Here is a 21,156-nt window from a genome sequence, read left to right as displayed (position 1 = left end):
GCCTATGAGGAGTGCCGGGCGGCGTTGGCGAGGATCGCGTCCCTCAGGTAGACCGCGAGGCCCGGCTTGGCCTGGTCGATGTTCCGGGTGAACCGCTCGTCGGAGACGTACATCTCGCCGAGGCAGGCGTGCATCTCGTGCCCGCAGTCGTAGTGGTTGCGGGCGATCCCCTGGCGGTGCGCCTCGGCGGCGTCCATGGCCGCCTCGGAGTCGGCCGGCTCACCGGCCTCCATGAGCGCGACGAAGCGGCGGTTGAGCTCGTCGGCCTCGCGCTGGATCCGCTGCCAGTCCTCCTTGGTGTACGAGGCGGCGCGCTGCTGTGACTGCCGATAGGCGTCGGTGTTGCCCCAGCGCTCCTGCACCTCCTCCTCGTACTGGTCCGGGTCGAAGTCCCCGAACACCTCGAACTTCTCCTCCGGCGTGAGATTGATGCCCATCTTGCGTGCCTCCATGGCGTGCTCCACGGCCGCCGCCATCTTCTGCAGCTTCTCGATCCGGGCGGTCAGCAACTCGTGCTGGCGGCGCAGGTGTGCGCGCGGGTCCGCGTCCGGGTCGTCGAGCAGGGCGGCGACCTCCTCGAGCGGGAAACCGAGCTCGCGGTAGAACAGGATCTGCTGCAGCCGGTCGAGGTCGGCGTCGCTGTAGCGCCGGTGGCCCGCGTGGCTGCGCTCGCTGGGCACGAGCAGGCCGATGTCGTCGTAGTGGTGCAGGGTGCGCACCGTCACTGCGGCGAAGCCGGCGACCTGTCCCACGGAGTAGCTCACTTCCGCTCCCTTCTCGGTACGCACTCCACGATGAGTCCTCACGCGGCGTGAGGTGCAAGCCCGGCGGCCCGGACCTACCGTCGTATACATGCCACTGCATCGTGGGAACAGCGAAGCACCGGACGACAAGGGCGGCGGGCGCAGGCTCGCGGTCAACCCCTTCTACGGCGAGACGAATCCGGTCAGCGGCATGACCGAGGCCCCGCCCACGCATCGGCTGCCCGACACTCCCCTGCCGCCGGCGACGGCGTACCAGGTGGTGCACGACGAGCTGATGCTGGACGGCAACTCCCGGCTCAACCTGGCCACCTTCGTCACCACCTGGATGGAGCCGCAGGCCGGGGTGCTGATGGCGGAGTGCCGGGACAAGAACATGATCGACAAGGACGAGTACCCACGCACCGCCGAGCTGGAGCGGCGCTGTGTGGCCATCCTCGCCGATCTGTGGAACGCGCCGGACCCCTCGGCGGCCGTGGGCTGCTCCACCACCGGGTCCAGCGAGGCGTGCATGCTGTCCGGTATGGCGCTCAAGCGGCGCTGGGCGCAGCGCAACGCCGACCGGTACCCCGGCGCACGCCCCAACCTGGTGATGGGCGTCAACGTCCAGGTCTGCTGGGACAAGTTCTGCAACTTCTGGGAGGTGGAGCCCCGCCTGGTCCCGATGGAGGGCGAACGGTTCCATCTGGACCCGCAGGCGGCGGCCGAGCTGTGCGACGAGAACACCATCGGGGTCGTCGGAATCCTGGGCTCCACCTTCGACGGTTCGTACGAGCCGATCGCGGACCTGTGTGCCGCCCTGGACGCCCTCCAGGAGCGCACGGGCCTCGACGTCCCGGTGCACGTCGACGGCGCGTCCGGCGCCATGGTGGCGCCCTTCCTCGACGAGGACCTGGTGTGGGACTTCCGGCTGCCGAGGGTCGCCTCGATCAACACCTCGGGGCACAAGTACGGGCTCGTCTACCCGGGTGTCGGCTGGGCGCTGTGGCGGGACAAGGAGGCGCTGCCCGAGGAGCTCGTCTTCCGCGTCAACTACCTGGGCGGCGACATGCCGACCTTCGCGCTCAACTTCTCCCGACCGGGCGCCCAGGTCGTGGCGCAGTACTACTCGTTCCTGCGGCTGGGGCGGGAGGGGTTCCGGGCCGTGCAGCAGGCCTCGCGGGACGTGGCCGGGACGGTCGCCGGGGCCGTGGAGAAGCTCGGCGACTTCCGGCTGCTGACCCGGGGCGACCAGCTGCCCGTCTTCGCCTTCACGACGGCCCCGGACGTCCGGGCGTACGACGTCTTCGACGTGTCCCGGCGGCTGCGCGAGAAGGGCTGGCTGGTCCCGGCGTACACCTTCCCGCCGAACCGCGAGGACCTGTCCGTCCTGCGGGTGGTGTGCCGCAACGGCTTCTCCGAGGACCTCGCCGAGCTGTTCGTGCAGGATCTGACCCTGCTGCTGCCGGAGCTGCGCCGGCAGCCGCACCCCCTCACACAGGACAGGGGGGCGGCCACCGGCTTCCACCACTAGGCGGCTATCGGCTCAGGCGTCCGAACCGCCGCACCGCGAGCGGGAAGAACACCGCCAGGAGCACCAGCGGCCATACGATCGCCGCCCCGACGCCGTCCGTACCCGTACCGCCGAACAGGTCCCGTACGGCCGTGGCCGTCTGGGACATCGGGTTCCACTCGACGACCGTGCCGAGCCAACCCGGCATGGACTCGGGCAGGGCGATGGCGTTGGACAGGAAGCCGACCGGCCAGACGAGGATCTGCACCGCCTGCACCATCTCCGGCTTACCGGCCACCAGGGCCAGGTGGATGCCGATCCACAGCATGGCGAAACGGAACAGCAGGAGCAGCCCCACGGCGCCCAGGAAGGCCCCTGGGCTGCCCTCCGCACGCCAGCCCAGCGCGTATCCGATGCCCATCAGGGCGCACAGGGCAAGCGCCGACTGGAGCATGTCGGCCACGGAACGGCCCACCAGCACCGCACCGTTGGCCATCGGCATGGACCGGAAGCGGTCGATCACGCCCTTGTTGAGGTCCTGGGTGACCGCGATCATCGTGCCCTCCAGGCCGAAGGCCATGGTGAGCGCAAGCATGCCGGGGACCAGGTAGTCGATGTAGGAGCCCTGCAGGCCCCGGCCGCCGCCGATGAGGTAGCCGAACATCAGCAGCAGCATCACGGGGAAGACCAGGTTGACCACGACCTGCACGGGTTGCCGCGCCCAGTGGGCGAGTTCGCGGCGGGTCATGGTCCAGGAGTCGGTCAGTGCGTACGCGGTCACACGGCCTCCTTCACTCGTTCGTCGCGGCCGGTCAGATGCAGGAACACCTCGTCCAGCGTCGGGCGGCGCAGCGCGACGTCCTCGGCCTCGATCCCGGCCTCCTCCAGGGCCCGTACGACACCGGAGAGCGCCGCCATCCGGTCGGTGACCGGGGCGCTGAGCAGGCGGCGGTCGGGGTCCACCGAGACGTCGTCCTTCGGTACCGGCAGCAGGGCGACGGCCGCGCCCAGTTGGCCGGCGTCCCGCAGGACCACGTCGATGCGGTCGCCGCCGGTCAGCGCCTTGAGCTGGTCCGCGGTGCCGTCGGCGATGACCCGGCCGGCGTCGACGACCGAGATGCGGTCGGCGAGCTGGTCGGCCTCTTCCAGGTACTGGGTGGTGAGCAGGACCGTCGTGCCGCCGCCGACCAGGGAGCGGACGGCGGACCAGACCTCGACGCGGCCGCGCGGGTCGAGACCGGTGGTGGGTTCGTCCAGGAAAAGCACCTCCGGGTCGGTGATGAGTGAGGCCGCCAGGTCCAGTCGCCGGCGCATGCCGCCGCTGTACTGCTTCACCGGCTTGCGGCCGGTGTCCGCGAGGCCGAAGCGCTCCAGGAGCTCGTCGGCCCGCACGCGCGCGTGGCGGGCGCCCAGGTGGTAGAGGCGGCCGAACATCTCCAGGTTCTGCCGGCCGCCCAACTCCTCGTCCAGGGCCGCGTGCTGGCCGAGCAGGCCGATGCGCAGGCGGACCTCGTAGGCCTGGCGCACCACGTCGTGTCCCGCCACCTCGACGTGGCCGCTGTCCGGCCGCAGGAGGGTGGACAGGATGCGGACCAGGGTGGTCTTGCCCGCGCCGTTCGGGCCGAGCACTCCGTGCACGGTGCCGCGCGCGACCGTGAGGTCGAGCCCGTCCAGTGCGTGTTTGCCGGCTTTGCCGCCGTACTTCTTGCGTGCCCCTTCGACGATGATCGCCGCGTCGGCCACTGAATCTCCCTCGCTAGTCAAACTTGACTACCAGCTCGAAGCTAATACCCGAGGCACTCTTAGTCAAACTTGATTAGCTCGGATCCTCGGGATGCCGCTCCCCCGCCGCGTACGGGTTCTCCTGGTCGTCGGCAAGGATCCCGACGAACGGATCGCCCTCGCCCGAGAAGGTGTAGGCACCGCCCCGGATGCGTTCGATCAGACCGCGGGTCCACTCGGCGCCGGTGTCCGCGGAGTGGACCCAGAAGTTCATGATCTCGCCGATGTGGCCCAGCTGGGCGGGCCCCTCCTCGGGCGTGTAGTACTCGGTGACGGCCTTGCGCCACCCCTCGATGCTGCGCACCCGCTCCTCGAGGAGGGCGAGGACTTCCTCGCGGTCCAGGTCGACCATGAAGCCGAGCGCGGCGGTGAGCACGTCAGGCCGCTGGTCGTAGGCCGTGAGGTACTGCCGCACCAGCCCGAGGTACTCCTCGGTGCCCTTCTGCGTGATCTCGTACTCCGTGCGCGGCGGCCCGCCGGCCGTGGACGGCGCGATCTCGTGGGCGTGCAGCAGCCCCTGCTTCGCCATCTGCTTCAGGGCGTGATAGATCGAGCCGGGCTTGGCGTTGGACCACTCGTGCGCGCCCCAGTACTCCAGGTCGTTGCGCACCTGGTACCCATGGGCACGCCCGTGCTGCCGGACCGCGCCGAGCACGAGAAGACGGATCGCTGACATGCGGTCCAGATTAGGGCGGCGGGCGGCCGGGACCGAGGTCAGCCCCGGGACGCGCCCTGTTCACCTCAGAACGGGAAGCCGCTCCTGCCGTGCTGCACCGAGATCCACTTCGTCGTGGTGAACGCGTCCAGCATCGTCTCGCCGTTCAGCCGGCCCAGGCCGGAGTGCTTCTCGCCGCCGAAGGGGACGATCGGCTCGTCGTGGACGGTGCCGTCGTTGACGTGAAACATGCCCGAGTCGATCTGCTTGGCGAAGGCGACGCCCCGCTCGATGTTGCCGGTGTGGACGGCGCCGCTGAGACCGTACGGGGTGTCGTTGACGAGGCGAACGGCCTCCTCCTCGCCGTCGAACGGGACGAGGAAGGCGACCGGGCCGAAGACCTCCTGCTTCAGCAGGGGCGAGTCGGCCGGGAGGCCGGTGAGGACGGACGGCTCGACCAGGTTGTCCGTCGTCGTGCCGTGCACCAGGGCCGTCGCGCCCTCCGCGATCGCCTGCGCGACGGTTGCCGAAATGGCCTCCGCCTGGGAGGAGTTGATGACCGGGCCGATGACGGTCTCCGGGTCGCGCGGGTCGCCGGCCTTCAGGGTCTTCACCTTGGCGACGAACTTCTCGGTGAACCGGTCCGCGACCGAGCGGTCCACCAGGACGCGGTTCGCGGCCATGCAGACCTGGCCCTGGTGGACGTACCGGCTGAAGACCGCCGCGTCGACCGCGTAGTCGATGTCGGCGTCGTCCAGGACCACCAGCGCGCTGTTGCCGCCGAGTTCGAGGACCGAGCGCTTGAAGTGCGAGGCGCAGACGGTGGCGACATGGCGGCCGACCTTGTCGGAGCCGGTGAAGGAGATGACCTTCGGGATCGGGTGCTCGATGAACGCGTCGCCGATCTCGGCTATGTCCGTGATGACGACGTTGAGGAGACCGGCGGGCAGGCCCGCGTCCTCGAAGATCTTCGCCACCAGGGAGCCACCGCAGATCGGCGTGTTCTGGTGCGGCTTCAGCACCACGCCGTTGCCGAGCGCGAGGGCCGGGGCGACCGACTTGATGGAGAGGAGGAAGGGGAAGTTGAAGGGGCTGATGACGCCCACGACGCCGACCGGGACGCGGTAGACGCGGTTCTCCTTGCCGTCGATCGGCGACGGGATGATCTTGCCCTCGGGGCGCAGGGCCAGGTGCACCGCCTCGCGCAGGAACTCCTTGGCGAGGTGGAGCTCGAAGGCCGCCTTCAGCCGGGTGCCGCCGAGCTCGGCGATGATCACCTCGGCGATCTCCTGCTCGCGGTCCTCTATCAGGCGCAGCGCCTTCTCGAAGACGGCACGGCGGGCGTACGGATTCGTCGCGCCCCACTGCTTCTGGGCACGGGCGGCCGCCTTGTAGGCATCGTCGACCTCGTCGACCGTGGCTATCGTGATCGACGCCAGCTTCTCACCGTCGTACGGGTTGAAGTCGATGATGTCCCAGGAGCCTGTGCCCGGGCGCCACTCACCGTCGATGTACTGCTGAGCCAGGTCGGTGAAGTAGGACGACATGTGATCCCTCAATCCCTAGCGGACACCCGATCGACTGATCACGGAAGCCTGACCGGGTTTGACCGGCCCTGATCACCTTGATCGACTCGATCACCTAGACCGCCTTCACGGTCTGATCACACGTCATCGTACTTGTGTTTCAAGAGAGTTGAAGGAGCCCCCGGAGAAGATCCCGGCTCTCGTCCGGACCGGGGCTGTCCTGCTGGAGCTCCTTCAGCGCCTTCTCGTACTGGGCGACGTCCTCGTGCTTGTCGAGGTAGAGCGCGCTGGTGAGCTGCTCCAGGTAGACGACGTCCGACAGGTCGGACTCGGGGAAGCTGAGGAGGGTGAAGGCGCCGGACTCGCCGGAGTGGCCGCCGAAGCTGAACGGCATGATCTGCAGCCGTACGTTGGGACGCTCGGAGATCTCGATCAGGTGCTGGAGCTGGCCGCGCATCACCTCGCGGTCGCCGTACGGACGGCGCAGGGCGGCCTCGTCCAGGACGATGTGGAACTCCGGGGCGCTCTCGTCGACGAGGTACTTCTGCCGCTCCAGGCGCAGCGCCACACGCTTTTCGACGTCGGCCTTGCTCGCGCCCTTCATGCCACGCCTGACGACCGCGCGGGCATACGCCTCGGTCTGCAACAGGCCGTGCACGAACTGCACTTCGTACGCGCGGATGAGGCTGGCCGCGCCCTCCAGGCCGACGTACGTGGGGAACCAGCTGGGCAGGACGTCGGAGTAACTGTGCCACCAGCCAGCGACGTTGGCCTCGCGGGCGAGGGAGAGGAGCGAGGCGCGCTCCTGCTCGTCCGTGATGCCGTAGAGCGTCAGCAGGTCTTCGACGTCACGCGTCTTGAAGCTCACCCGGCCCAGCTCCATCCGGCTGATCTTCGACTCGGAGGCGCGGATCGAGTAACCCGCCGCCTCGCGCGTGATCCCGCGCGCTTCCCGCAGTCGCCTCAGTTGCGAGCCGAGCAGCATGCGCCGCACCACCGATCCGGGCTCTCCCGCGCTCACGTTCGCCAGCCTCCCCAACCGTCTTCAGGGCCCGCAGTCTGCCACTAAATCACTTCGAGCAGTACTCGTCCGATTACAGAGATGGAAAGAAGACAAGGATTCCTCTCAGGAAGAGGTGAGGGTTGAGCAAGGAGAGGTGCTGAAGTTGGCGGAAAAAATGGCCAACAAGCGGTACGGGAACGTCCAATTCGGTCACGTGCACGTGCATCTGCCCTTGCATCTGCCCTGCGCATCCGAAACCATGGTCCCGCGCAACCGCTGCATCGCAACGACCGCGAACTCCCGGGAGTGCCTCGCATGGGGACGAATGGATCGACCATGCTCGAGCCGTTACGGCAGGGCCTTCCGCCGCTTGATCCATCAGCCGTCTCCAATGCCGCCTCCTGCGCACTGCCCGCCCGCTACGAAGCGGTGCGTGAGGCTCGGAAGTTCACGCGCCGCACTCTGGATCAGTGGGAACTGGGCGATCGCTTCGACGATGTGTGCCTCGTGGTCTCGGAGTTGGTGACCAACGCGCTGCGGCATGCTCTGCCGGCGAGTGCGCAGCGGGTGCACGACCAGGCACCGCCGGTGCGACTGCATCTGATGAAGTGGACCGAGCGGCTGGTGTGTGCGGTGCGCGATCCCAGCCACGACAGCCCGGTCGCGCGCGATTCCGACGACTTTTCGGCGGAGTCGGGGCGGGGTCTGTTCCTTGTGGACTCCTTCAGCGACAGCTGGGGGTGGCATCCGCTGGCCGGGGCGCTCAACGGGAAGGTGGTGTGGGCGCTGTTTCGGCTTCCGGCTCCGCAGGGGGGCTCGGGGGCGGCGGAATGATGTGTCGCGGCGTGTGCTGACGTCGTGGTTCTACGCGCGTCGCATGGATTGCTTCGTGCGGATATGCACGATTGGCCCACGGTCGACTGCCTCAGCCCGCTACCAGGTGGTCGAACTCGCCGTCCTTGATGCCCAGGAGCATCGCCTCGATCTCGGCGCGGGTGTAGACGAGGGCCGGGCCGTCCGGGAAGCGCGAGTTGCGCACGGCGACATCACCGCCGGGGAGCCTCGCGAACTCCACGCAGGAGCCCTGCGAGTTGCTGTGCCTGCTCTTCTGCCAGGCCACCCCGTTCAGATCCGTGGCTGCCATGCCGTTGTACACGTCGTGGTCCACAGGTCGCTCCCCGGTGGTGTTCAGTGGTGTGCGTCCGGATCATAGCTCTGTTCACGTGCAACTGCATGAGCAGATGCACGTGCACGGGGGGTGTTCCTGTGGTTACTCCTGTGACGTACGCGGGGCTGAATGCGTTCCGGCGTTTCCATCGCATGCCCCGGGGATCGCGTCGCAGTCGGGATCGGTCCCTCGTGCACTAGGAAGAGACGCGTTCTGGGGCGTTGGTGTTCCAGTGCCGGTCACGGCAATTCAGCCCGCGGGGGTCAGCGGGTGGCGTACGGGAGCAGGGCCATTTCCCTTGCGTTCTTGATGGCTTTTGCCAGGTCTCGTTGCTGTTGGACCGTTACTCGGGCGACCCGGCGGCTGCGGATCTTGCCTCGGTCGGAGAGGAAGCGGCGGAGGAGGTCGGTGTCCTTGTAGTCGATGTAGGTGATGCCGGCCTGGTCCAGGGGGTTGGGGCGGGACTTCACGGGCTTGCGTTCGGGCTTGCGGGGCATGGGGGTCAGACCTCCAGGAGGGTGTCGAAGGCGGGTGGGAGCTGCTTCCAGGCGGTGCGGCCGGCGGCGTACTCGGCGTCGGTCAGGAGGCAGGATTCGAGGAGTTGCTCGAGGCCGTCGCGGTCGAGGGCGGGTGAGGTGAAGACCAGGTGCTGGCAGCAGTCGCCGTGCTCGGGGTGCCAGTCCAGGGCGGCGGCGGCCCGGCGTACCGGCGGGACCATGTCCCAGGCCGCGTCGGGGAGTGAGGCGAGCCAAGGGCCCGCGCTCTCCACGCACAGGGCGCCGCCCGCCGCGTCCCAGTGCAGTAGCACGTCGGGCTTGTCGGCGAGCCAGAACCGGCCACGGCTGCGGGCCGCCGCGCAGGTCAGGTCCTCCAGGGCCGCGTACAGCCGCTCCGGATGGAAAGGGCGGCGGCGATGCCAGACGAGGGTGGAGACGCCGTGCGCGTCGGCCTCGGCGGGGAGCAGGGCGCACGCCGGGTGCTGGGCGGCGTCGGCCGCCTCCACGTCGAAGCCGGCCAGGGCCGCCTGGGCGAGGGAGGACAGGGGGCGTCGGCGCGGGGCGGGCACGGTCAGATCGTCGATCGGGACCTGCCGGGCCGTCGGGTGGAGTTGGGCGAGAAGCTCGCGGTCCTCGTCGTCGGCCTCCGGCGAGGCGGCGACGGCGAGGACGGGGGCGTACTCCAACTGGCGTGCGAAGGTGTCGGCGACCGTGCGCTGATCGGTCGCCGCCGCCGCGAGGCCGCGCTCGGCCAGGTCGTCGCCGTTGCCCAGATACGGCAGGACCAGCGCCGGGTCGACCGCGGTGAGCACGCCGGTGACTGTGAGGCCGCCTGCTGTGACCACCTCGGCCATGGCCTTCGGTTCGACCGAGTCCCACAGTTCGACGATCGCCATACGGGTGCCGCCGGCGTCCCGGATGCGCAGAAGTTCCGGCACCAGGTCCTCACGCAGGGCGCAGCAGGCGCAGTCGTTGACGAGCGGCGCCTCGCCGGCGCTGACGATGCCGGTGGCGTCGCGGATCGTCCGTACGACCGTGCCGGCGGCGGCCGTGGCCAGGTCGTGGTGGAGGACGACGCTGTCGGGGACGTCGGCGAGCAGCCGTGCCACGGCCTCTTTGCGGGCGTCGGCGTGCAGGCCGCCGACGATCACTACGGAGAGTTCGGGCACCGGGTCAGCCCTGCTTCCCGTAGCGGCGCTCGAAGCGCTCGACCCGGCCGGCCGTGTCCATGACGCGGGCCGTGCCCGTGTAGAAGGGGTGGCTGACGTTCGAGATCTCGACGTCGACGACGGGGTAGGTGGCGCCGTCCTCCCACTCGATCGTTTTCTCACTGGTCATCGTCGAGCGGGTGAGGAAGGCGTGGTTCGCGGCGCGGTCGCGGAAGACGACGGGGCCGTAGGACGGGTGGATTCCGTTGCGCATGGCGGTGCTCAGCGCTCCTCTCGGAAGTCGACGTGGCGGCCGGCGACCGGGTCGTACTTGCGCAGGGTCATGCGGTCGGGGTCGTTGCGGCGGTTCTTGCGGGTCACATAGGTGAAGCCGGTTCCGGCGGTGGACCGGAGCTTGATGACCGGGCGGAGTTCGTTGCGTGCCATGCTGCTATCTTACTGAAAATGAATTCCATTAACAGTAGCGAGCGAGGAGAGGTGCGTCACCCGTGTCCGCCCACTGCATGCTGACCGGCGCCCGGCCCGGCTTCGGCAACACGATTTCCCACTCCCATCGGCGGACCTCCCGCCGCTTCGACCCCAACATCCAGACCAAGCGCTACTGGCTGCCCGGCGAGGGCCGGTATGTGCGGCTGCGGCTGAGCGCCAAGGGGATCAAGACGGTTGACGTCATCGGCGTTGAGGCGGCCGTCGCCCGGATCCGCGCCCGGGGAGTGAAGGTCTGATGGCCAAGAAGAGCAAGATCGCGAAGAACCGGCAGCGGCAGGAGGTCGTCGAGCGGTACGCCGCCCGGCGGGCCGAGCTGAAGGAGATCATCCGTCGCCCCTCGTCCACGGATGCCGAACGGCTCGCCGCCCGGCGGGAGCTGAGCGGGCAGCCGCGGAACGCGAGCGCCACGCGCGTACGCAACCGCGACCAGGTGGACGGGCGGCCGCGCGGCTACTTCCGTGCCTTCGGGCTGTCCCGGGTGAGTCTGCGGGAGCAGGCGCATGCCGGGTATCTGCCGGGAGTGCGCAAGGCGTCCTGGTAGGTCCGGCACGTTCCGGCGCTTTGGACCGGACTCCCTGGTAACTTGCAGCGGTCGTTTCGGCCACATGGCCGACACGGCCGTATGCCGACCGCTACAGCTTGGGAGCTTCCAGTGACCTCGGCGACTTTCTCGCGTACGCGCACGATGTCCGGCCGGCGGGTGCGGGCCGCGGCCGTGGCCGCCGCCCTGGCCGGCGCGCTTGCCCTGACCGGGTGCAGCGGCGACGGCGGCTCCGACGCCAAGGACGGCTCCTCGGCCGACCCCTCCGCGACCTCCAGCGCCGACACGGGCGGCGGTACGGGAGGCGGATCGGCGTCCGCCTCCGGTGAACTGGAGGGCAGCTGGCTCGCCACGACCGACGGCAAGGCCGTCGCGCTCGTCGTCACGGGCAAGCAGGCCGGGCTCTTCGCCACGGGCGGGACCGTGTGCAGCGGGACCGCCGGCGAGGAGGGCGGGATGAAGATGATCCGGCTGAAGTGCACCGACGGCAGCAAGGGCCGGGCGACCGGGATGGTCGACTCCGTCGACAAGTCGCGGCTGAAGGTGACCTGGGAGGGCGGCCTCGGCGCCGAGACGTACACCAGGGCGGAGGGCGGGAAGCTGCCGACGGGGCTGCCTACGGCCGGTCTGGGATCGTGATGTTTCATCGGTGACGTCCGCCCGATCGGTGCGGTGAGCCGCTGAGGATCCATGCGGCGGTCACCGATGATCGGTGCGGAGATCGCCGCCCGCTCACCGACGTCACTCACTCCCAGAGGACCCATGCGCGCCACTTCCCTCACCGTCGCCGCCCTCGCCGCGGCCCTCCTCCTGACCGCCTGCGACGACGGCGGGGACGGGGACGGCAAGAGCCGGGACAGCAAGGCCGGTTCCGCCTGTGTCGGCGAGCTGGCGGTGCAGTTCGGGCCCGCCAACGCCGCCCCCGCTGCCGGTGACACCGGCAACGTCCCCGTCACGGTCACCAACCGCGGCGGCGGCGAGTGCGTCCTGGACGGGCTGCCTGCCGTCGAGTTCGAGGCGGGTGGCACGACGACCTCCGTCGCGGCGGACGAGGGTGCCGGGGCCGCCGCGTCGACGAAAACGACGCTCGTGAAGGAGGCCTCCACCTCCTTCACCCTCACCTATGTCCGGGGTGACGAAGGCGGCAGCAAGAGCCTCGGCGTGGAGACGGTCAAGGTCCGGCTGCCCGGGTCCACCGAGACGCGGAGCTTCAAGTGGTCGTACGGCGACGTCGCGCTGAAGAGCGACGGGAAGGCACCGGACGCCTCGGTGAGCGGGTTCCAGCAGACCGGCGACTGACGCCCGGTCCGGCGGTTCAGCCGAGCGGCCGGCGGGGAGCCACCTGTGCCCTTTCGGCCGCCCCCGACCCCTCCACCCAGCCCGCCTCGTCGCTGACGCCGCGCAGGCGGGTCGTGGTCGTCTCCGGGAACATGCGGTCCAGGCGGTCGGTGACCGCCACTTCGCGGGTGGCGAGCACCGGGAGCAGGTCCTGGGTCACCTGCGTCTGTGCCGCCTCCGCCAGGCGGGTGCCGATGCGGTGGGCATAGGCCGCCAGGAACGACTGGCGGAAGGTCTTGGTCCGCTTGCGGCCGCCCGCCCGCTGGGCCGCCTCCGCCTTCGTCATCGCCGTCTGGGCCTGTACGAGGAGCGAGGTGTAGAGCAGCTCGACCACCTCCAGGTCGGCCTCGAAACCGACGACCGTGGAGAAGGCGAAGGGTTCGTTCCACACGGCACGGCAGTGGTTGGCGGTCGCCACCGCGTCCAGCAGGACCGCCTTCGCCTGTTCGTACGGCGGTTCCACACCGATCCGGCAGGCGCCGGGGGCGTCCTTCGCACCCTGCGTGCGGGTCGAAAGCAGTGCCTCGTCGATGCTGTACCGGGCCATCAGTTCCTGCGCCTTGGCGCTGAGCGCCTCCGCCTCCTCCGGAAACCCGGTCGCTTCCGCCTTCGCGAGCAGCGCACGGATACGGGTGAGCATGCGGGACTCGGATCCGGGGCGCCGGGCGGTCGGTCCGGTCGGCTCGGCCGGTTCGTCGAGGGGCTCCAGCGCGGGCAGGCGCAGCAGGAGGCGGTACAGCTCCAGGACGGCGGTCGCGTGCGAGAAGCGGTCCGTGCGGGGCGGCGCCTCGGAGGGCAGGTCGTCGATCTGGGCGTTCCAGCGGGGGCCGCGGGGGCGGTCGTACGGCTGCTGCGCGTGGATCAGCGCCGAGAGCAGCCGTACGTGTACGTCCTCCAGCTCGCGCCGCACGAGCCGTACGACATCGGCGGGCTGCCAGCCGCGTCGCCAGGCGGCCGCGACGAACTCCTGGCCGCGTTCGGCGAGTTCGTCGTCCGCGGTGGGGTCGGCGGCGAGGAGGGAGGCGCCGGTGTCGAGGGCGGTGTCGGTGTCGGCGTAGAGGGCGTGCCCGAAGGCCCGGTCGACGGGGCCGGGCGTTCCGCTCGAACTGTTCGTACTGCTCACCCGGCGATGGTGCCACGGGGCGGGCGCCGCGCCCGAGGGGCCGCCGTGGAAGGACCGCAGCCCCTGCCGGTTGATGTCAACCACCGGTTGACACTCCTGGACTGTCAACCTACGGTTGACACATGTCGACGAACCCGACCATCACGTCATCCGTACGTCTCGACGAACTCATCGCGGCCATCAAGAAGGTCCACCACGAACCCCTCGACCAGCTCCAGGACGCGGTGATCGCCGGCGATCACCTCGGCGAAGTGGCCGACCACCTCATCGGCCACTTCGTGGACCAGGCCCGGCGATCGGGCGCCTCCTGGACCGACATCGGCAAGAGCATGGGCGTCACCCGGCAGGCCGCGCAGAAGCGGTTCGTGCCGAAGGAGTCGATCGACCTCGACCCCCAGCAGGGCTTCGGCCGCTACACGCCGCGTGCCAGGGGCGCGGTGGTGGCCGCCCACAACGAGTCCATCGCGGCCCGCAATTCCGAGGGCCGGCCGGAGCACCTGGTCCTCGGCCTGCTGGCCGACCCCGACGGCCTGGCAGCGAAGGCGATCACGGCGCATGGCGTGCTCCTGGACTCCGTACGCCAGGCCGCCACCGCGGCGCTGCCGCCCGCCGTCGACGAGGTGCCCGAACTCGTCCCCTACGGCTCGGACGCCAAGAAGGTGCTGGAGCTGACCTTCCGTGAAGCTCTGCGCCTCGGCCACAACTACATCGGCACCGAGCACATGCTGCTGGCCCTGCTGGAGTTCGAGAACGGCAACGGCGTCCTGTCCGGCCTCGGCCTGACCAAGCAGGCCGTGGAGGACTACGTCGTCGAGCTGCTCTCGCAGTTCCTGCAGAGCGGTGAGCAGACGACCAAGGAGTCGCGCGAACAGGGCGAGGCGGGCGAGGCGCAGGGCTGAGGCCGTTGTCAGACCCGGGTGCCACACTCGCAGCATGACCGACCGCTGGGCGCTCGCTCCGGCCGAGGACGGTGGCGTGGAGGTCGCCCCCCTCGGTCCGGACGGGCTGCCCGCGGGGCCGGTGCGCCGGGAGGCGGACCTCGCACAGGCCGTGCGGGGACGGCCCGATGTCGCGCGGTGGGTGTGGCGGTCCACCGCGGAGTTGTATCCGCGCCTGCTCGCCACGGGGGTGCGAGTGGAGCGGTGCTACGACATCGAGGACGCCGAGACCCTTCTGCTGGGTCACGAGGGGCGGTCGGGGGAACCGAGATCGGCCGCCGCGGCCCTCGCCCGGCTGCGCGGGCGCCCCGTGCCGCCCGATCCGCCCCAGCGGGCCGCCGAACGCGGCTCGCAGTCCTCGCTCTTCGAGCCGCAGGCGGTCCATGTGCCGCTCGCCGACCTCGTCGAGGTCTACGCCGACCAGCAGCGCCGGCACGACAAGGCCGGGCATCCGGAGCGGATGCGGCTGCTGACCGCGGCCGAGTCGGCGGGGATGCTGGTCGCCGCCGAGATGAACCGGGCCGGGCTGCCATGGAGCGCCGAGGTGCACCGCCGGGTGCTGCACGAGCTGCTCGGTGAGCGGTATGCCGGGGGCGGGGAGCCGCGGCGGCTGGCCGAGCTGGCCGACGAGGTGTCCGCGGCCTTCGGTCGCCGGGTGCGGCCCGATCTGCCCGCGGACGTCATCAAGGCCTTCGCGCAGGCCGGGATCAAGATCAGATCGACCCGTCGCTGGGAGATCGAGTCCCTCGACCATCCGGCGGTGAAGCCGCTCGTCGAGTACAAGAAGCTGTACCGGATCTGGGTGGCCCACGGCTGGTCCTGGCTGCAGGACTGGGTGCGCGACGGGCGGTTCAGACCGGAGTTCCTCGCGGGCGGGACGGTGACCGGACGGTGGGTGACCAACGGCGGGGGCGCGCTGCAGATCCCCAAGGTCATCCGGCGTGCCGTGGTCGCCGACCCGGGCTGGCGGCTCGTCGTGGCGGACGCCGACCAGATGGAACCGCGTGTGCTCGCCGCGATCTCCCGTGACCCCGGGCTGATGGAGGTGGCCGGACGGGAGACCGACCTCTACCAGTCGGTGTCGGACCGCGCCTTCTCCGGCGACCGCGCACAGGCCAAGCTCGCCGTGCTGGGTGCCGTCTACGGCCAGACCTCCGGTGACGGGCTCAAGAACCTCGCCGCGCTCAGACGCCGTTTCCCCAAGGCGGTGGCCTACGTCGACGACGCGGCGCGGGCCGGTGAGGAGGGGCGGCTCGTGCGGACCTGGCTGGGGCGGACGTGTCCGCCGGCGGCCGGGGCGACGGACGACGCCGCCGAGGAGGCGGGCATTCCGGTGCCGGACGCGCAGGACGAGCCCGCCGAGGGCGCCGGGCCACAGGAGTGGGGGCGGGGCTACGCCTCCACCAACGCCCGCGCCCGGGGCCGCTTCGCCCGCAACTTCGTCGTCCAGGGCAGCGCCGCCGACTGGACCCTGCTGCTGCTCGCGGCGCTGCGGCGGGCCTGCGCGGACATGGCGGCGGAACTGGTCTTCTTCCAGCACGACGAGGTGATCGTGCACTGTCCCGAGGAGGAGGCCGAGACGGTCGTGACGGCGATCCGTGAGGCGGCGGAGCTGGCGGGGCGGCTGACGTTCGGGGAGACTCCGGTGCGGTTTCCGTTCACCACGGCGGTGGTGGAGTGTTACGCGGATGCGAAGTGATCACCCGGTGTGGTCCAGCAGGAGGTGGAGCTCCTCGACGACCGCCTTCTCGTCGGTGCCGTCCAGCAGGTCGAGAGCGGTGCGCCACTCGGCGTGCGCGGCCTGGACACGGCTCAGTTCCCGCAGCAGCAGGCCGTACTGGTGCCGGGCCAGGCCGCCCATGTAGCGGTCGGCTCGGGCGTCGGCTCGGGTGAGGAGTTCTGCGCAGGCGTGGGTGGCGCGGTCGGTGTGGCCGAGGAGACGCAGGGCGCGGACCAGACCCAGGCGGGTCTGGGACTCGCCGTGCCAGTCGCCGTGGCCGCCGAGGATGCGCAGGCTCTCCTCGAAGTGCGCGGCGGCTGCCGCCGGTTCGCCGAGGGTGAGGTGGGCGTAGCCGATGTTGCAGCGGGCCGAGTGCTGCACGATGACGTTGCCGATCTCGTCGCCGATCGCGAGTGAGCGGCGGTGCTGCTCGATGGCCGCCCGGGGATCGGTGTGCTCGTACAGGTTCCCGAGGTGGCTGTAGGTCACCGCTTCGCCGTGCGGGTCGTTCAACTGCCTTGAGTACTCCAGGCTCTGGCGCAGCGCCTCCCCCGACTCGTCGTAGCGGCCGAGCCCTTCGAGCAGCAGGCCGCGGTTGTTGAGGCAGCGACGCATCCAGGAAACGACGTCGAGACGCCGCCAGATCGTCAGTGCGCGGTCGTTGAGGTGCAGCGCCTCGGTGTGGCGGCCGGTCAGGAAGTGCAGACCGGCGAGGTCGCCCAGGGCGTATGCCTCGGCCGCGTCGTCTCCGAGCCGCGTCGCCAGGCGGAGTGCGGTCCGGCCAAGGAGCTCCATTTCGGCTACGTGGCCGCTGCGTTGGAGGTAGGGGAAGAGAAGGCGGATGAGGGTCAGGAGGGGGGCGGTGGTCGTGGTTGTGGGGGAGGTCGTGGTCGTGCTCCTCCGGGGGTTGGCGCCGTCGTCACCGCCGTACTGTTCCACCAGCGCGACGATGTTCTCCAGTTCCGAGTCGCCCCAGGCGAAGGCGGCTTCGGGGCTGGCGAAGGGGGGCACCGTGGCGGCGGTCGTCGTGTGCTCCGGCGGTTGGGTCGGGGTCGGGCGACGGCGGTCGTCCTGGTCGAGACCGGGTTCGACGATGGCGGTGAGGGTGCGTTCGGCTACGGCGGCGTACCAGCGCAGGGCGGTCTCGGTGACGTCGGCTTCGCCCTCGGCGTCGGCGCCGGCGAGCTCGCGGGCGAAGTCGCGTACTAGGTCGTGGGGGGCGTAGCGGCCGTACGCCGTCTCCTCCAGGAGGGCCACGTCCACGAGTCGGTCGAGTGCGGCTTCGGCGCGGCGTTCGTCGGTGCCGGTCAGACGGGCCAGCAGGGGTGCGCCGTACGCGGGCAGGTCGAGGGCGCCGATGCGGCGCAGGGCGAGGGCCGCGTCCCGGTCCGCCTCGCGATCGGATGCGGCGAGGGCGTCGTGTGCGACGGCGAGGGAGCGGCGGACGCTCAGGTCGTCGTACTCCAGGTGGTGCAACCGGCTCTCGGCTGCGGCCAGTTGCCCGGCCAGCATGTCCGGGGTGAGCGCACTACGGGCGGCGAGCCGGCGGCGACGACACGGAGGGCCAGGGGGAGGCCGCCGGTCAGGGCGATCAGGGGGTGGGTGGGGGGTGTGGGGGCCTCGGTGGCGGGGGCTAGGCCCTCGACGGTGGGGGCTGCGGCTTCGCCGCCAGGTGTGCGGGCATAGGTGGCGGGTGCGGGGCCGTGGCTGGTGGGGGTTTGCACGTCGCGTCCGGGCGAGCTGCCGTCACCAGCGGGCTCTTGACCGTCGCCGACCGACCGGCCTGGCGCGCGGCGCTCGGCGGCAGGCGGCTGTGCCTCGACGGCATCGGTCTGGTCGCTGGTGTCGAGGGTCCCCCGCCCAACGGTGCGGTCGTGCTCGGTGCTGGCATCGCGGCCGTCGTTGGCCTGGCGGAGGCCGCCGTCGTCGCCGTAGAAGCCGTCGCGCCCCGAAGCCGCGCGCAGGAGCGCCGCGCTCTCCTCGGCTGTGAGGGGTGTCAGCGGGAAGCGGCGGACGCCGTCCAGGGCCGTCAGCGGGGAGCGGCTGGTGACGATCACCGCGCAGCCGGGGCCGGCCGGGAGCAGCGGGCGTACCTGGGCGGCGTTCGCGGCGTCGTCCAGGAGCATGAGGGTGCGGGTGGGGGCGAGCAGCGAGCGCAGCAGCGCGGCTGCCGCGTCCGGGTGTTCGGGAATGGAGCGGGGGTCGGCGCCGAGGTCGCGAAGGAGTGCGGTGAGGGCTTGACCGGGGGCGAGCGGGGGCATGCCGGGGGTGGCACCGTGCAGGTTGACGTAGAGCTGACCATCGGGGAAACGATTCGCCAGCCCATGTGCGGCCTGCAGCGCGAGGGCGCTCTTGCCGACGCCGGGCATTCCGCTGAGGACGGCGACGGTGGGCGTGGGGGTTGGTGCAGTCGTGGGGGCCAGGGTGCGACGCAGGTCGGTGAGTACGGCCGTACGACCGGTGAAGTGGGCTGGGGGCGGCGGGAGTTGGGCGGGGCGGGGTGGTCGAGGCGGGTCGGCCGGAGTGTCCCCCTCAGGGAGGGCATCGGCTTGCCCAGGCCGCCGGGCGGCGTCGTCATCGCGCGTAGCGTCAGGGCTCGCGGCACCGTGGGGCACGTCGCCGGCGTGGGCAACGGGAGAGCCGACCGCACCGCGCGCCACGCCGCCACCCCCACGCTCCGAAGCCGCACGCACCAACCCCGCGCGTCCCCCCTCCGAACCCGCGCGCAACACCTCCACATGCGCCTCCCGAACCGCCACCCCCGGCTCCACCCCCAACTCCTCGATCAGACGCGTGCGCAGATCACGATGGACGGCCAGGGCCTCCGCCCGTCGGCCCGTGCGGTGGAGGGCGAGCATCAGGTGGCGGTGGAAGGACTCCCGTAGCGGATGCTCGGCGGCCAGGGCCGCAAGCTCGGGCACCAGGGCGTCGACGCGCGGCCCGGCAACGCTCAACTCGGCGTCGTAGCGCCACTCCAGGAGCAGGAGCCGCGCCTCCGCCAGGCGCTGGACGAGTGCGTATCCGCCCACCTCGGCGGGCAGGCCGGCCAGGGGCGTGCCGCGCCACAGTGCGAGCGCCGCCGTGGTCTCGCGCAGCGTGCGCTCCCAGTCCCGGCCGGCATGGGCGACGCGGGCCGCGGCGACGCCGGCCACGAAGACGTCGACGTCCAGTTCGCCCTCGTCGACGCGCAGGACATAGCCGGGCGGCACCGCCCGCAGCCGCTCGGGGTCGTCGAGAAGTCGCCGTAGCCGGGTGACGTGGTTGTGCAGCGAGGCCCGCGCCGACGGGGGTGGCGCCCCGCCCCACAGCACGTCCGTCAGCGACTCGACGGAGACGACCCGGCCGCCTTCGAGCAGCAGCGTGGCGAGCAGGGCCCGCACCTTGGGGCTTCGGATGGTCTGGACGGCACGGTCGGACACGCTCGCCGCGGCGTCGCCGGTGCTCCGGCCGGCGCAGGCCCCGGAGGAGCCGTCGTCCGTCCCGGCCTCGAACACCACCGCCGGCCCCAGCAGTCCGAACCGCAGCCCGTACCGCTTCACGCCGCCACTGCCTTCCCACGCGACGGGCCCGCGCCCTTGTGTGACCTGTGTGCAACCCCTGCACAGCCCATGTACGACGGTTTCCCGCCACACCCTTCACGACGCTCCTCGGCCAGGAACCGTTCCGCCCTGGCCGCCTCCCGTCACCGTCCGTCGACTTCGCGCCAACCGAACGACGCCGAAACGGAGCATCGTTGGCCACATGTTAGCGATCCGTTGGTGTGGCCTGATGTGATCACTTCATCGGATCTGGCCCGACGGTGCGCGCGTACGACGCGTAACTCGGGGGAGTGTCGCCGCCGCGGCCGGATTCGGGGACGTATGCGGGTCCCGGTCGGCGGAGGTGAACGACCGGGGCCCGCGTCCCCATCCCCGCTCCGGCCCGGCCCGCTCGCGGCTGCGTCGCCCCTCCCTCGAGGTTGGCCCTCAGATGACCGGCGGCCGCCCCAGCCGGCAGAGCCGCCACACCGTGTGCCATCGCATGGGCCGCCGCTCACCGGCCGGTTCCCGTACGCCCTCCAGGAAGCCGCCGAACCAGGCGCGCAGGCCGGCGGGGGACGATCGGTTGCGTACGAGGGTGAGGAGCACCCACAGCCCGAGATGCACGGGCATCAGCGCGAGCGGCAGTCGGCGGCGGGTCAGCCAGACCCGGTTGCGGGCGTTCACCCGGTAGTAGATGGCGTGCCGGGCGGGTGAGGTCTTCGGGTGCTGGAGGAGGAGTTCGGGCGCGTAGAGAATGCGCCAGCCCGCGTCGACGGCCCGCCAGGCCAGGTCGGTCTCCTCATGGGCGAAGAAGAACTCGGCGGGCCAGTCCCCCGTCTCGGCCAGCATCGCCATGCGCAGCGCGTGTCCGCCGCCGAGGAACCCCGTGACGTACCCGCCCCGCAGCGGATCCGACTTGCCGATCCTGGGCACGTGCCGCTGCTGTGTCTCGCCGTGCTCGTCGGCGATGCGGAAGCCGACGATGCCGAGCCGGCCGTCGGCGGCGTACAGGTCCCGCACCCGCCGCAGCACGTCGGCGTCGACGAGGAGTCCGTCGTCGTCCAGCTCCACCACGACGTCGACGTCCCCGAAGTCGCGCAGTCGGGCGAGGGCCGCGTTCCGTCCGCCCGGGCAGCCGAGGTTCTCGTCGAGCTCGATGGGCGTGACCTCGCCGGGCAGCCCCAGCCGTTCGGCGAACTCGGGCAGCGGGCAGCCGTTGCCGACGACGACGATCCGCTCGGGGGCGAGGTCCTGCTTGGCCACGGACTCGAGCAGCGCGTCGACCTCGGCGGGGCGGTTCCCCATGGTCACCACGGCGACAGCGATCCTCGGTTCCGTCATACCTGCCCTCACCTGGTCCCGGCTGCGACTACCGCCGAGATGCTAGTGGTTCACGGTAAAGACGTCTCAAGTTCGCCTTCTCACAGGGCGAT

At 70.9% G+C, this 21,156-nt stretch carries 21 protein-coding genes and 2 pseudogenes; 8 read left to right on the top strand and 15 right to left on the bottom strand.

The annotated features are described in order from the left end of the window. Positions 1-2: 2 nt before the first annotated feature. Positions 3-764 (bottom strand): MerR family transcriptional regulator, encoded by a 762-nt coding sequence (locus AB5J55_RS23870; RefSeq protein ID WP_369272618.1) that lies wholly within the window; start codon positions 762-764, stop codon positions 3-5. Positions 765-852: 88 nt separating this feature from the next. On the opposite strand from AB5J55_RS23870, the gene AB5J55_RS23865 reads away from it, so the two are divergent. Further along, positions 853-2,274, top strand: coding sequence for a glutamate decarboxylase (locus tag AB5J55_RS23865; RefSeq protein WP_369272617.1), 1,422 nt, complete (start codon positions 853-855; stop codon positions 2,272-2,274). 4 nt (positions 2,275-2,278) lie between these two features. On the opposite strand, the gene AB5J55_RS23860 is transcribed toward AB5J55_RS23865, so the two are convergent. From AB5J55_RS23860 to AB5J55_RS23840, 5 genes are all read right to left on the bottom strand, one after another. Next, positions 2,279-3,034, bottom strand: a complete 756-nt coding sequence (locus AB5J55_RS23860) for an ABC transporter permease (RefSeq protein ID WP_369272616.1) — start codon at positions 3,032-3,034, stop codon at positions 2,279-2,281. Next, the gene (locus tag AB5J55_RS23855; RefSeq protein ID WP_369272615.1) at positions 3,031-3,996 is read right to left on the bottom strand and encodes an ATP-binding cassette domain-containing protein; all 966 of its coding nucleotides are present in this window, start codon (positions 3,994-3,996) and stop codon (positions 3,031-3,033) included. Before AB5J55_RS23855 ends, AB5J55_RS23860 begins: the two co-directional genes overlap by 4 nt. Positions 3,997-4,069: 73 nt before the next feature. After that, positions 4,070-4,711: a PadR family transcriptional regulator gene (locus tag AB5J55_RS23850; protein ID WP_369272614.1), complete on the bottom strand. Its 642-nt coding sequence runs from the start codon at positions 4,709-4,711 to the stop codon at positions 4,070-4,072. Positions 4,712-4,776: 65 nt separating this feature from the next. Next, positions 4,777-6,237, bottom strand: coding sequence for an aldehyde dehydrogenase family protein (locus AB5J55_RS23845; RefSeq protein ID WP_369272613.1), 1,461 nt, complete (start codon positions 6,235-6,237; stop codon positions 4,777-4,779). A gap of 139 nt (positions 6,238-6,376) precedes the next feature. Further along, positions 6,377-7,201 (bottom strand): helix-turn-helix domain-containing protein, encoded by an 825-nt coding sequence (locus AB5J55_RS23840; protein ID WP_369276274.1) that lies wholly within the window; start codon positions 7,199-7,201, stop codon positions 6,377-6,379. Between the two features lie 354 nt (positions 7,202-7,555). Here AB5J55_RS23840 and AB5J55_RS23835 point away from each other — a divergent pair, with 354 nt between their 5' ends. Further along, complete coding sequence (locus tag AB5J55_RS23835) at positions 7,556-8,053, top strand: ATP-binding protein (protein ID WP_369272612.1); 498 nt, start codon at positions 7,556-7,558, stop codon at positions 8,051-8,053. A gap of 91 nt (positions 8,054-8,144) precedes the next feature. Here AB5J55_RS23835 and AB5J55_RS23830 read toward each other — a convergent pair whose 3' ends face one another. The 5 genes from AB5J55_RS23830 to rpmG all read right to left on the bottom strand — a co-directional run bounded on the left by AB5J55_RS23830 (position 8,145) and on the right by rpmG (position 10,479). After that, positions 8,145-8,363, bottom strand: a complete 219-nt coding sequence (locus AB5J55_RS23830; RefSeq protein WP_217207196.1) for a DUF397 domain-containing protein — start codon at positions 8,361-8,363, stop codon at positions 8,145-8,147. Between the two features lie 287 nt (positions 8,364-8,650). Beyond that, on the bottom strand, positions 8,651-8,884 hold the full coding sequence (gene rpsR / locus AB5J55_RS23825; protein WP_369272611.1) for a 30S ribosomal protein S18: 234 nt from the start codon (positions 8,882-8,884) through the stop codon (positions 8,651-8,653). A gap of 5 nt (positions 8,885-8,889) precedes the next feature. After that, entirely contained in the window at positions 8,890-10,053 is a 1,164-nt protein-coding gene (locus AB5J55_RS23820; protein WP_369272610.1) for a GTP-binding protein, read from the bottom strand. 4 nt (positions 10,054-10,057) lie between these two features. After that, positions 10,058-10,306, bottom strand: coding sequence for a type B 50S ribosomal protein L31 (locus tag AB5J55_RS23815; protein WP_328425145.1), 249 nt, complete (start codon positions 10,304-10,306; stop codon positions 10,058-10,060). Between the two features lie 8 nt (positions 10,307-10,314). Continuing rightward, entirely contained in the window at positions 10,315-10,479 is a 165-nt protein-coding gene (gene rpmG / locus AB5J55_RS23810) for a 50S ribosomal protein L33 (RefSeq protein WP_015658813.1), read from the bottom strand. A gap of 62 nt (positions 10,480-10,541) precedes the next feature. On the opposite strand from rpmG, the gene rpmB reads away from it, so the two are divergent. The 4 genes from rpmB (at position 10,542) to AB5J55_RS23790 (ending at position 12,382) form a co-directional block, all read left to right on the top strand. After that, entirely contained in the window at positions 10,542-10,778 is a 237-nt protein-coding gene (gene rpmB, locus AB5J55_RS23805; protein ID WP_019753827.1) for a 50S ribosomal protein L28, read from the top strand. After that, complete coding sequence (rpsN, locus tag AB5J55_RS23800) at positions 10,778-11,083, top strand: 30S ribosomal protein S14 (RefSeq protein WP_369272609.1); 306 nt, start codon at positions 10,778-10,780, stop codon at positions 11,081-11,083. Before rpmB ends, rpsN begins: the two co-directional genes overlap by 1 nt. Positions 11,084-11,227: 144 nt before the next feature. After that, positions 11,228-11,722 carry a hypothetical protein gene (locus AB5J55_RS23795; protein WP_369276273.1) on the top strand — a complete coding sequence of 165 codons (495 nt, stop codon included), beginning with the start codon at positions 11,228-11,230 and terminating at the stop codon, positions 11,720-11,722. A gap of 123 nt (positions 11,723-11,845) precedes the next feature. Then, on the top strand, positions 11,846-12,382 hold the full coding sequence (locus AB5J55_RS23790) for a DUF4232 domain-containing protein (protein WP_369272608.1): 537 nt from the start codon (positions 11,846-11,848) through the stop codon (positions 12,380-12,382). A 16-nt stretch (positions 12,383-12,398) separates the two neighbouring features. Here AB5J55_RS23790 and AB5J55_RS23785 read toward each other — a convergent pair whose 3' ends face one another. Beyond that, positions 12,399-13,544 carry a DUF2786 domain-containing protein gene (locus tag AB5J55_RS23785; RefSeq protein WP_369276272.1) on the bottom strand — a complete coding sequence of 382 codons (1,146 nt, stop codon included), beginning with the start codon at positions 13,542-13,544 and terminating at the stop codon, positions 12,399-12,401. Between the two features lie 122 nt (positions 13,545-13,666). Between AB5J55_RS23785 and AB5J55_RS23780 the strand changes: the two genes are divergently transcribed. Together AB5J55_RS23780 and AB5J55_RS23775 are read left to right on the top strand one after the other, a co-directional pair. Then, a complete protein-coding gene (locus AB5J55_RS23780) occupies positions 13,667-14,443 on the top strand; it encodes a Clp protease N-terminal domain-containing protein (RefSeq protein WP_369272607.1) in 777 nt (258 codons plus the stop codon). 34 nt (positions 14,444-14,477) lie between these two features. Further along, entirely contained in the window at positions 14,478-16,181 is a 1,704-nt protein-coding gene (locus tag AB5J55_RS23775) for a bifunctional 3'-5' exonuclease/DNA polymerase (protein WP_369272606.1), read from the top strand. On the opposite strand, the pseudogene AB5J55_RS23770 reads toward AB5J55_RS23775, so the two are convergent. From AB5J55_RS23770 to AB5J55_RS23760, 3 genes and pseudogenes are all read right to left on the bottom strand, one after another. Further along, positions 16,182-17,803 (bottom strand): annotated as a pseudogene (locus tag AB5J55_RS23770) (tetratricopeptide repeat protein); the annotation flags it as partial. Positions 17,804-18,142: 339 nt separating this feature from the next. Beyond that, a pseudogene (locus AB5J55_RS23765) lies at positions 18,143-19,741 on the bottom strand (BTAD domain-containing putative transcriptional regulator); the annotation flags it as partial. Between the two features lie 426 nt (positions 19,742-20,167). Beyond that, positions 20,168-21,064, bottom strand: a complete 897-nt coding sequence (locus tag AB5J55_RS23760; protein WP_369272605.1) for a glycosyltransferase family 2 protein — start codon at positions 21,062-21,064, stop codon at positions 20,168-20,170. Positions 21,065-21,156 lie beyond the last annotated feature (92 nt).

The sequence above is a fragment of the Streptomyces sp. R11 genome (assembly GCF_041051905.1).
Lineage (GTDB): Bacteria > Actinomycetota > Actinomycetes > Streptomycetales > Streptomycetaceae > Streptomyces.
The sequence above is the reverse complement of the archived record's forward strand: the minus strand, read 5'-3'. Positions and strand labels throughout refer to the sequence as shown.

Coding starts and splice junctions, on each gene's coding strand:
- AB5J55_RS23780 (WP_369272607.1), top strand. CDS start 13,667: ATGTCGACGAACCCGACCATCACGTCATCCGTACGTCTCGACGAACTC.
- rpsR (WP_369272611.1), bottom strand. CDS start 8,884: ATGCCCCGCAAGCCCGAACGCAAGCCCGTGAAGTCCCGCCCCAACCCC.
- rpmG (WP_015658813.1), bottom strand. CDS start 10,479: ATGGCACGCAACGAACTCCGCCCGGTCATCAAGCTCCGGTCCACCGCC.
- AB5J55_RS23840 (WP_369276274.1), bottom strand. CDS start 7,201: ATGCTGCTCGGCTCGCAACTGAGGCGACTGCGGGAAGCGCGCGGGATC.
- AB5J55_RS23815 (WP_328425145.1), bottom strand. CDS start 10,306: ATGCGCAACGGAATCCACCCGTCCTACGGCCCCGTCGTCTTCCGCGAC.
- AB5J55_RS23795 (WP_369276273.1), top strand. CDS start 11,228: ATGTCCGGCCGGCGGGTGCGGGCCGCGGCCGTGGCCGCCGCCCTGGCC.
- AB5J55_RS23830 (WP_217207196.1), bottom strand. CDS start 8,363: ATGGCAGCCACGGATCTGAACGGGGTGGCCTGGCAGAAGAGCAGGCAC.
- rpsN (WP_369272609.1), top strand. CDS start 10,778: ATGGCCAAGAAGAGCAAGATCGCGAAGAACCGGCAGCGGCAGGAGGTC.
- AB5J55_RS23775 (WP_369272606.1), top strand. CDS start 14,478: ATGACCGACCGCTGGGCGCTCGCTCCGGCCGAGGACGGTGGCGTGGAG.
- AB5J55_RS23835 (WP_369272612.1), top strand. CDS start 7,556: ATGCTCGAGCCGTTACGGCAGGGCCTTCCGCCGCTTGATCCATCAGCC.
- AB5J55_RS23790 (WP_369272608.1), top strand. CDS start 11,846: ATGCGCGCCACTTCCCTCACCGTCGCCGCCCTCGCCGCGGCCCTCCTC.
- AB5J55_RS23850 (WP_369272614.1), bottom strand. CDS start 4,711: ATGTCAGCGATCCGTCTTCTCGTGCTCGGCGCGGTCCGGCAGCACGGG.
- AB5J55_RS23760 (WP_369272605.1), bottom strand. CDS start 21,064: ATGACGGAACCGAGGATCGCTGTCGCCGTGGTGACCATGGGGAACCGC.
- AB5J55_RS23845 (WP_369272613.1), bottom strand. CDS start 6,237: ATGTCGTCCTACTTCACCGACCTGGCTCAGCAGTACATCGACGGTGAG.
- AB5J55_RS23865 (WP_369272617.1), top strand. CDS start 853: ATGCCACTGCATCGTGGGAACAGCGAAGCACCGGACGACAAGGGCGGC.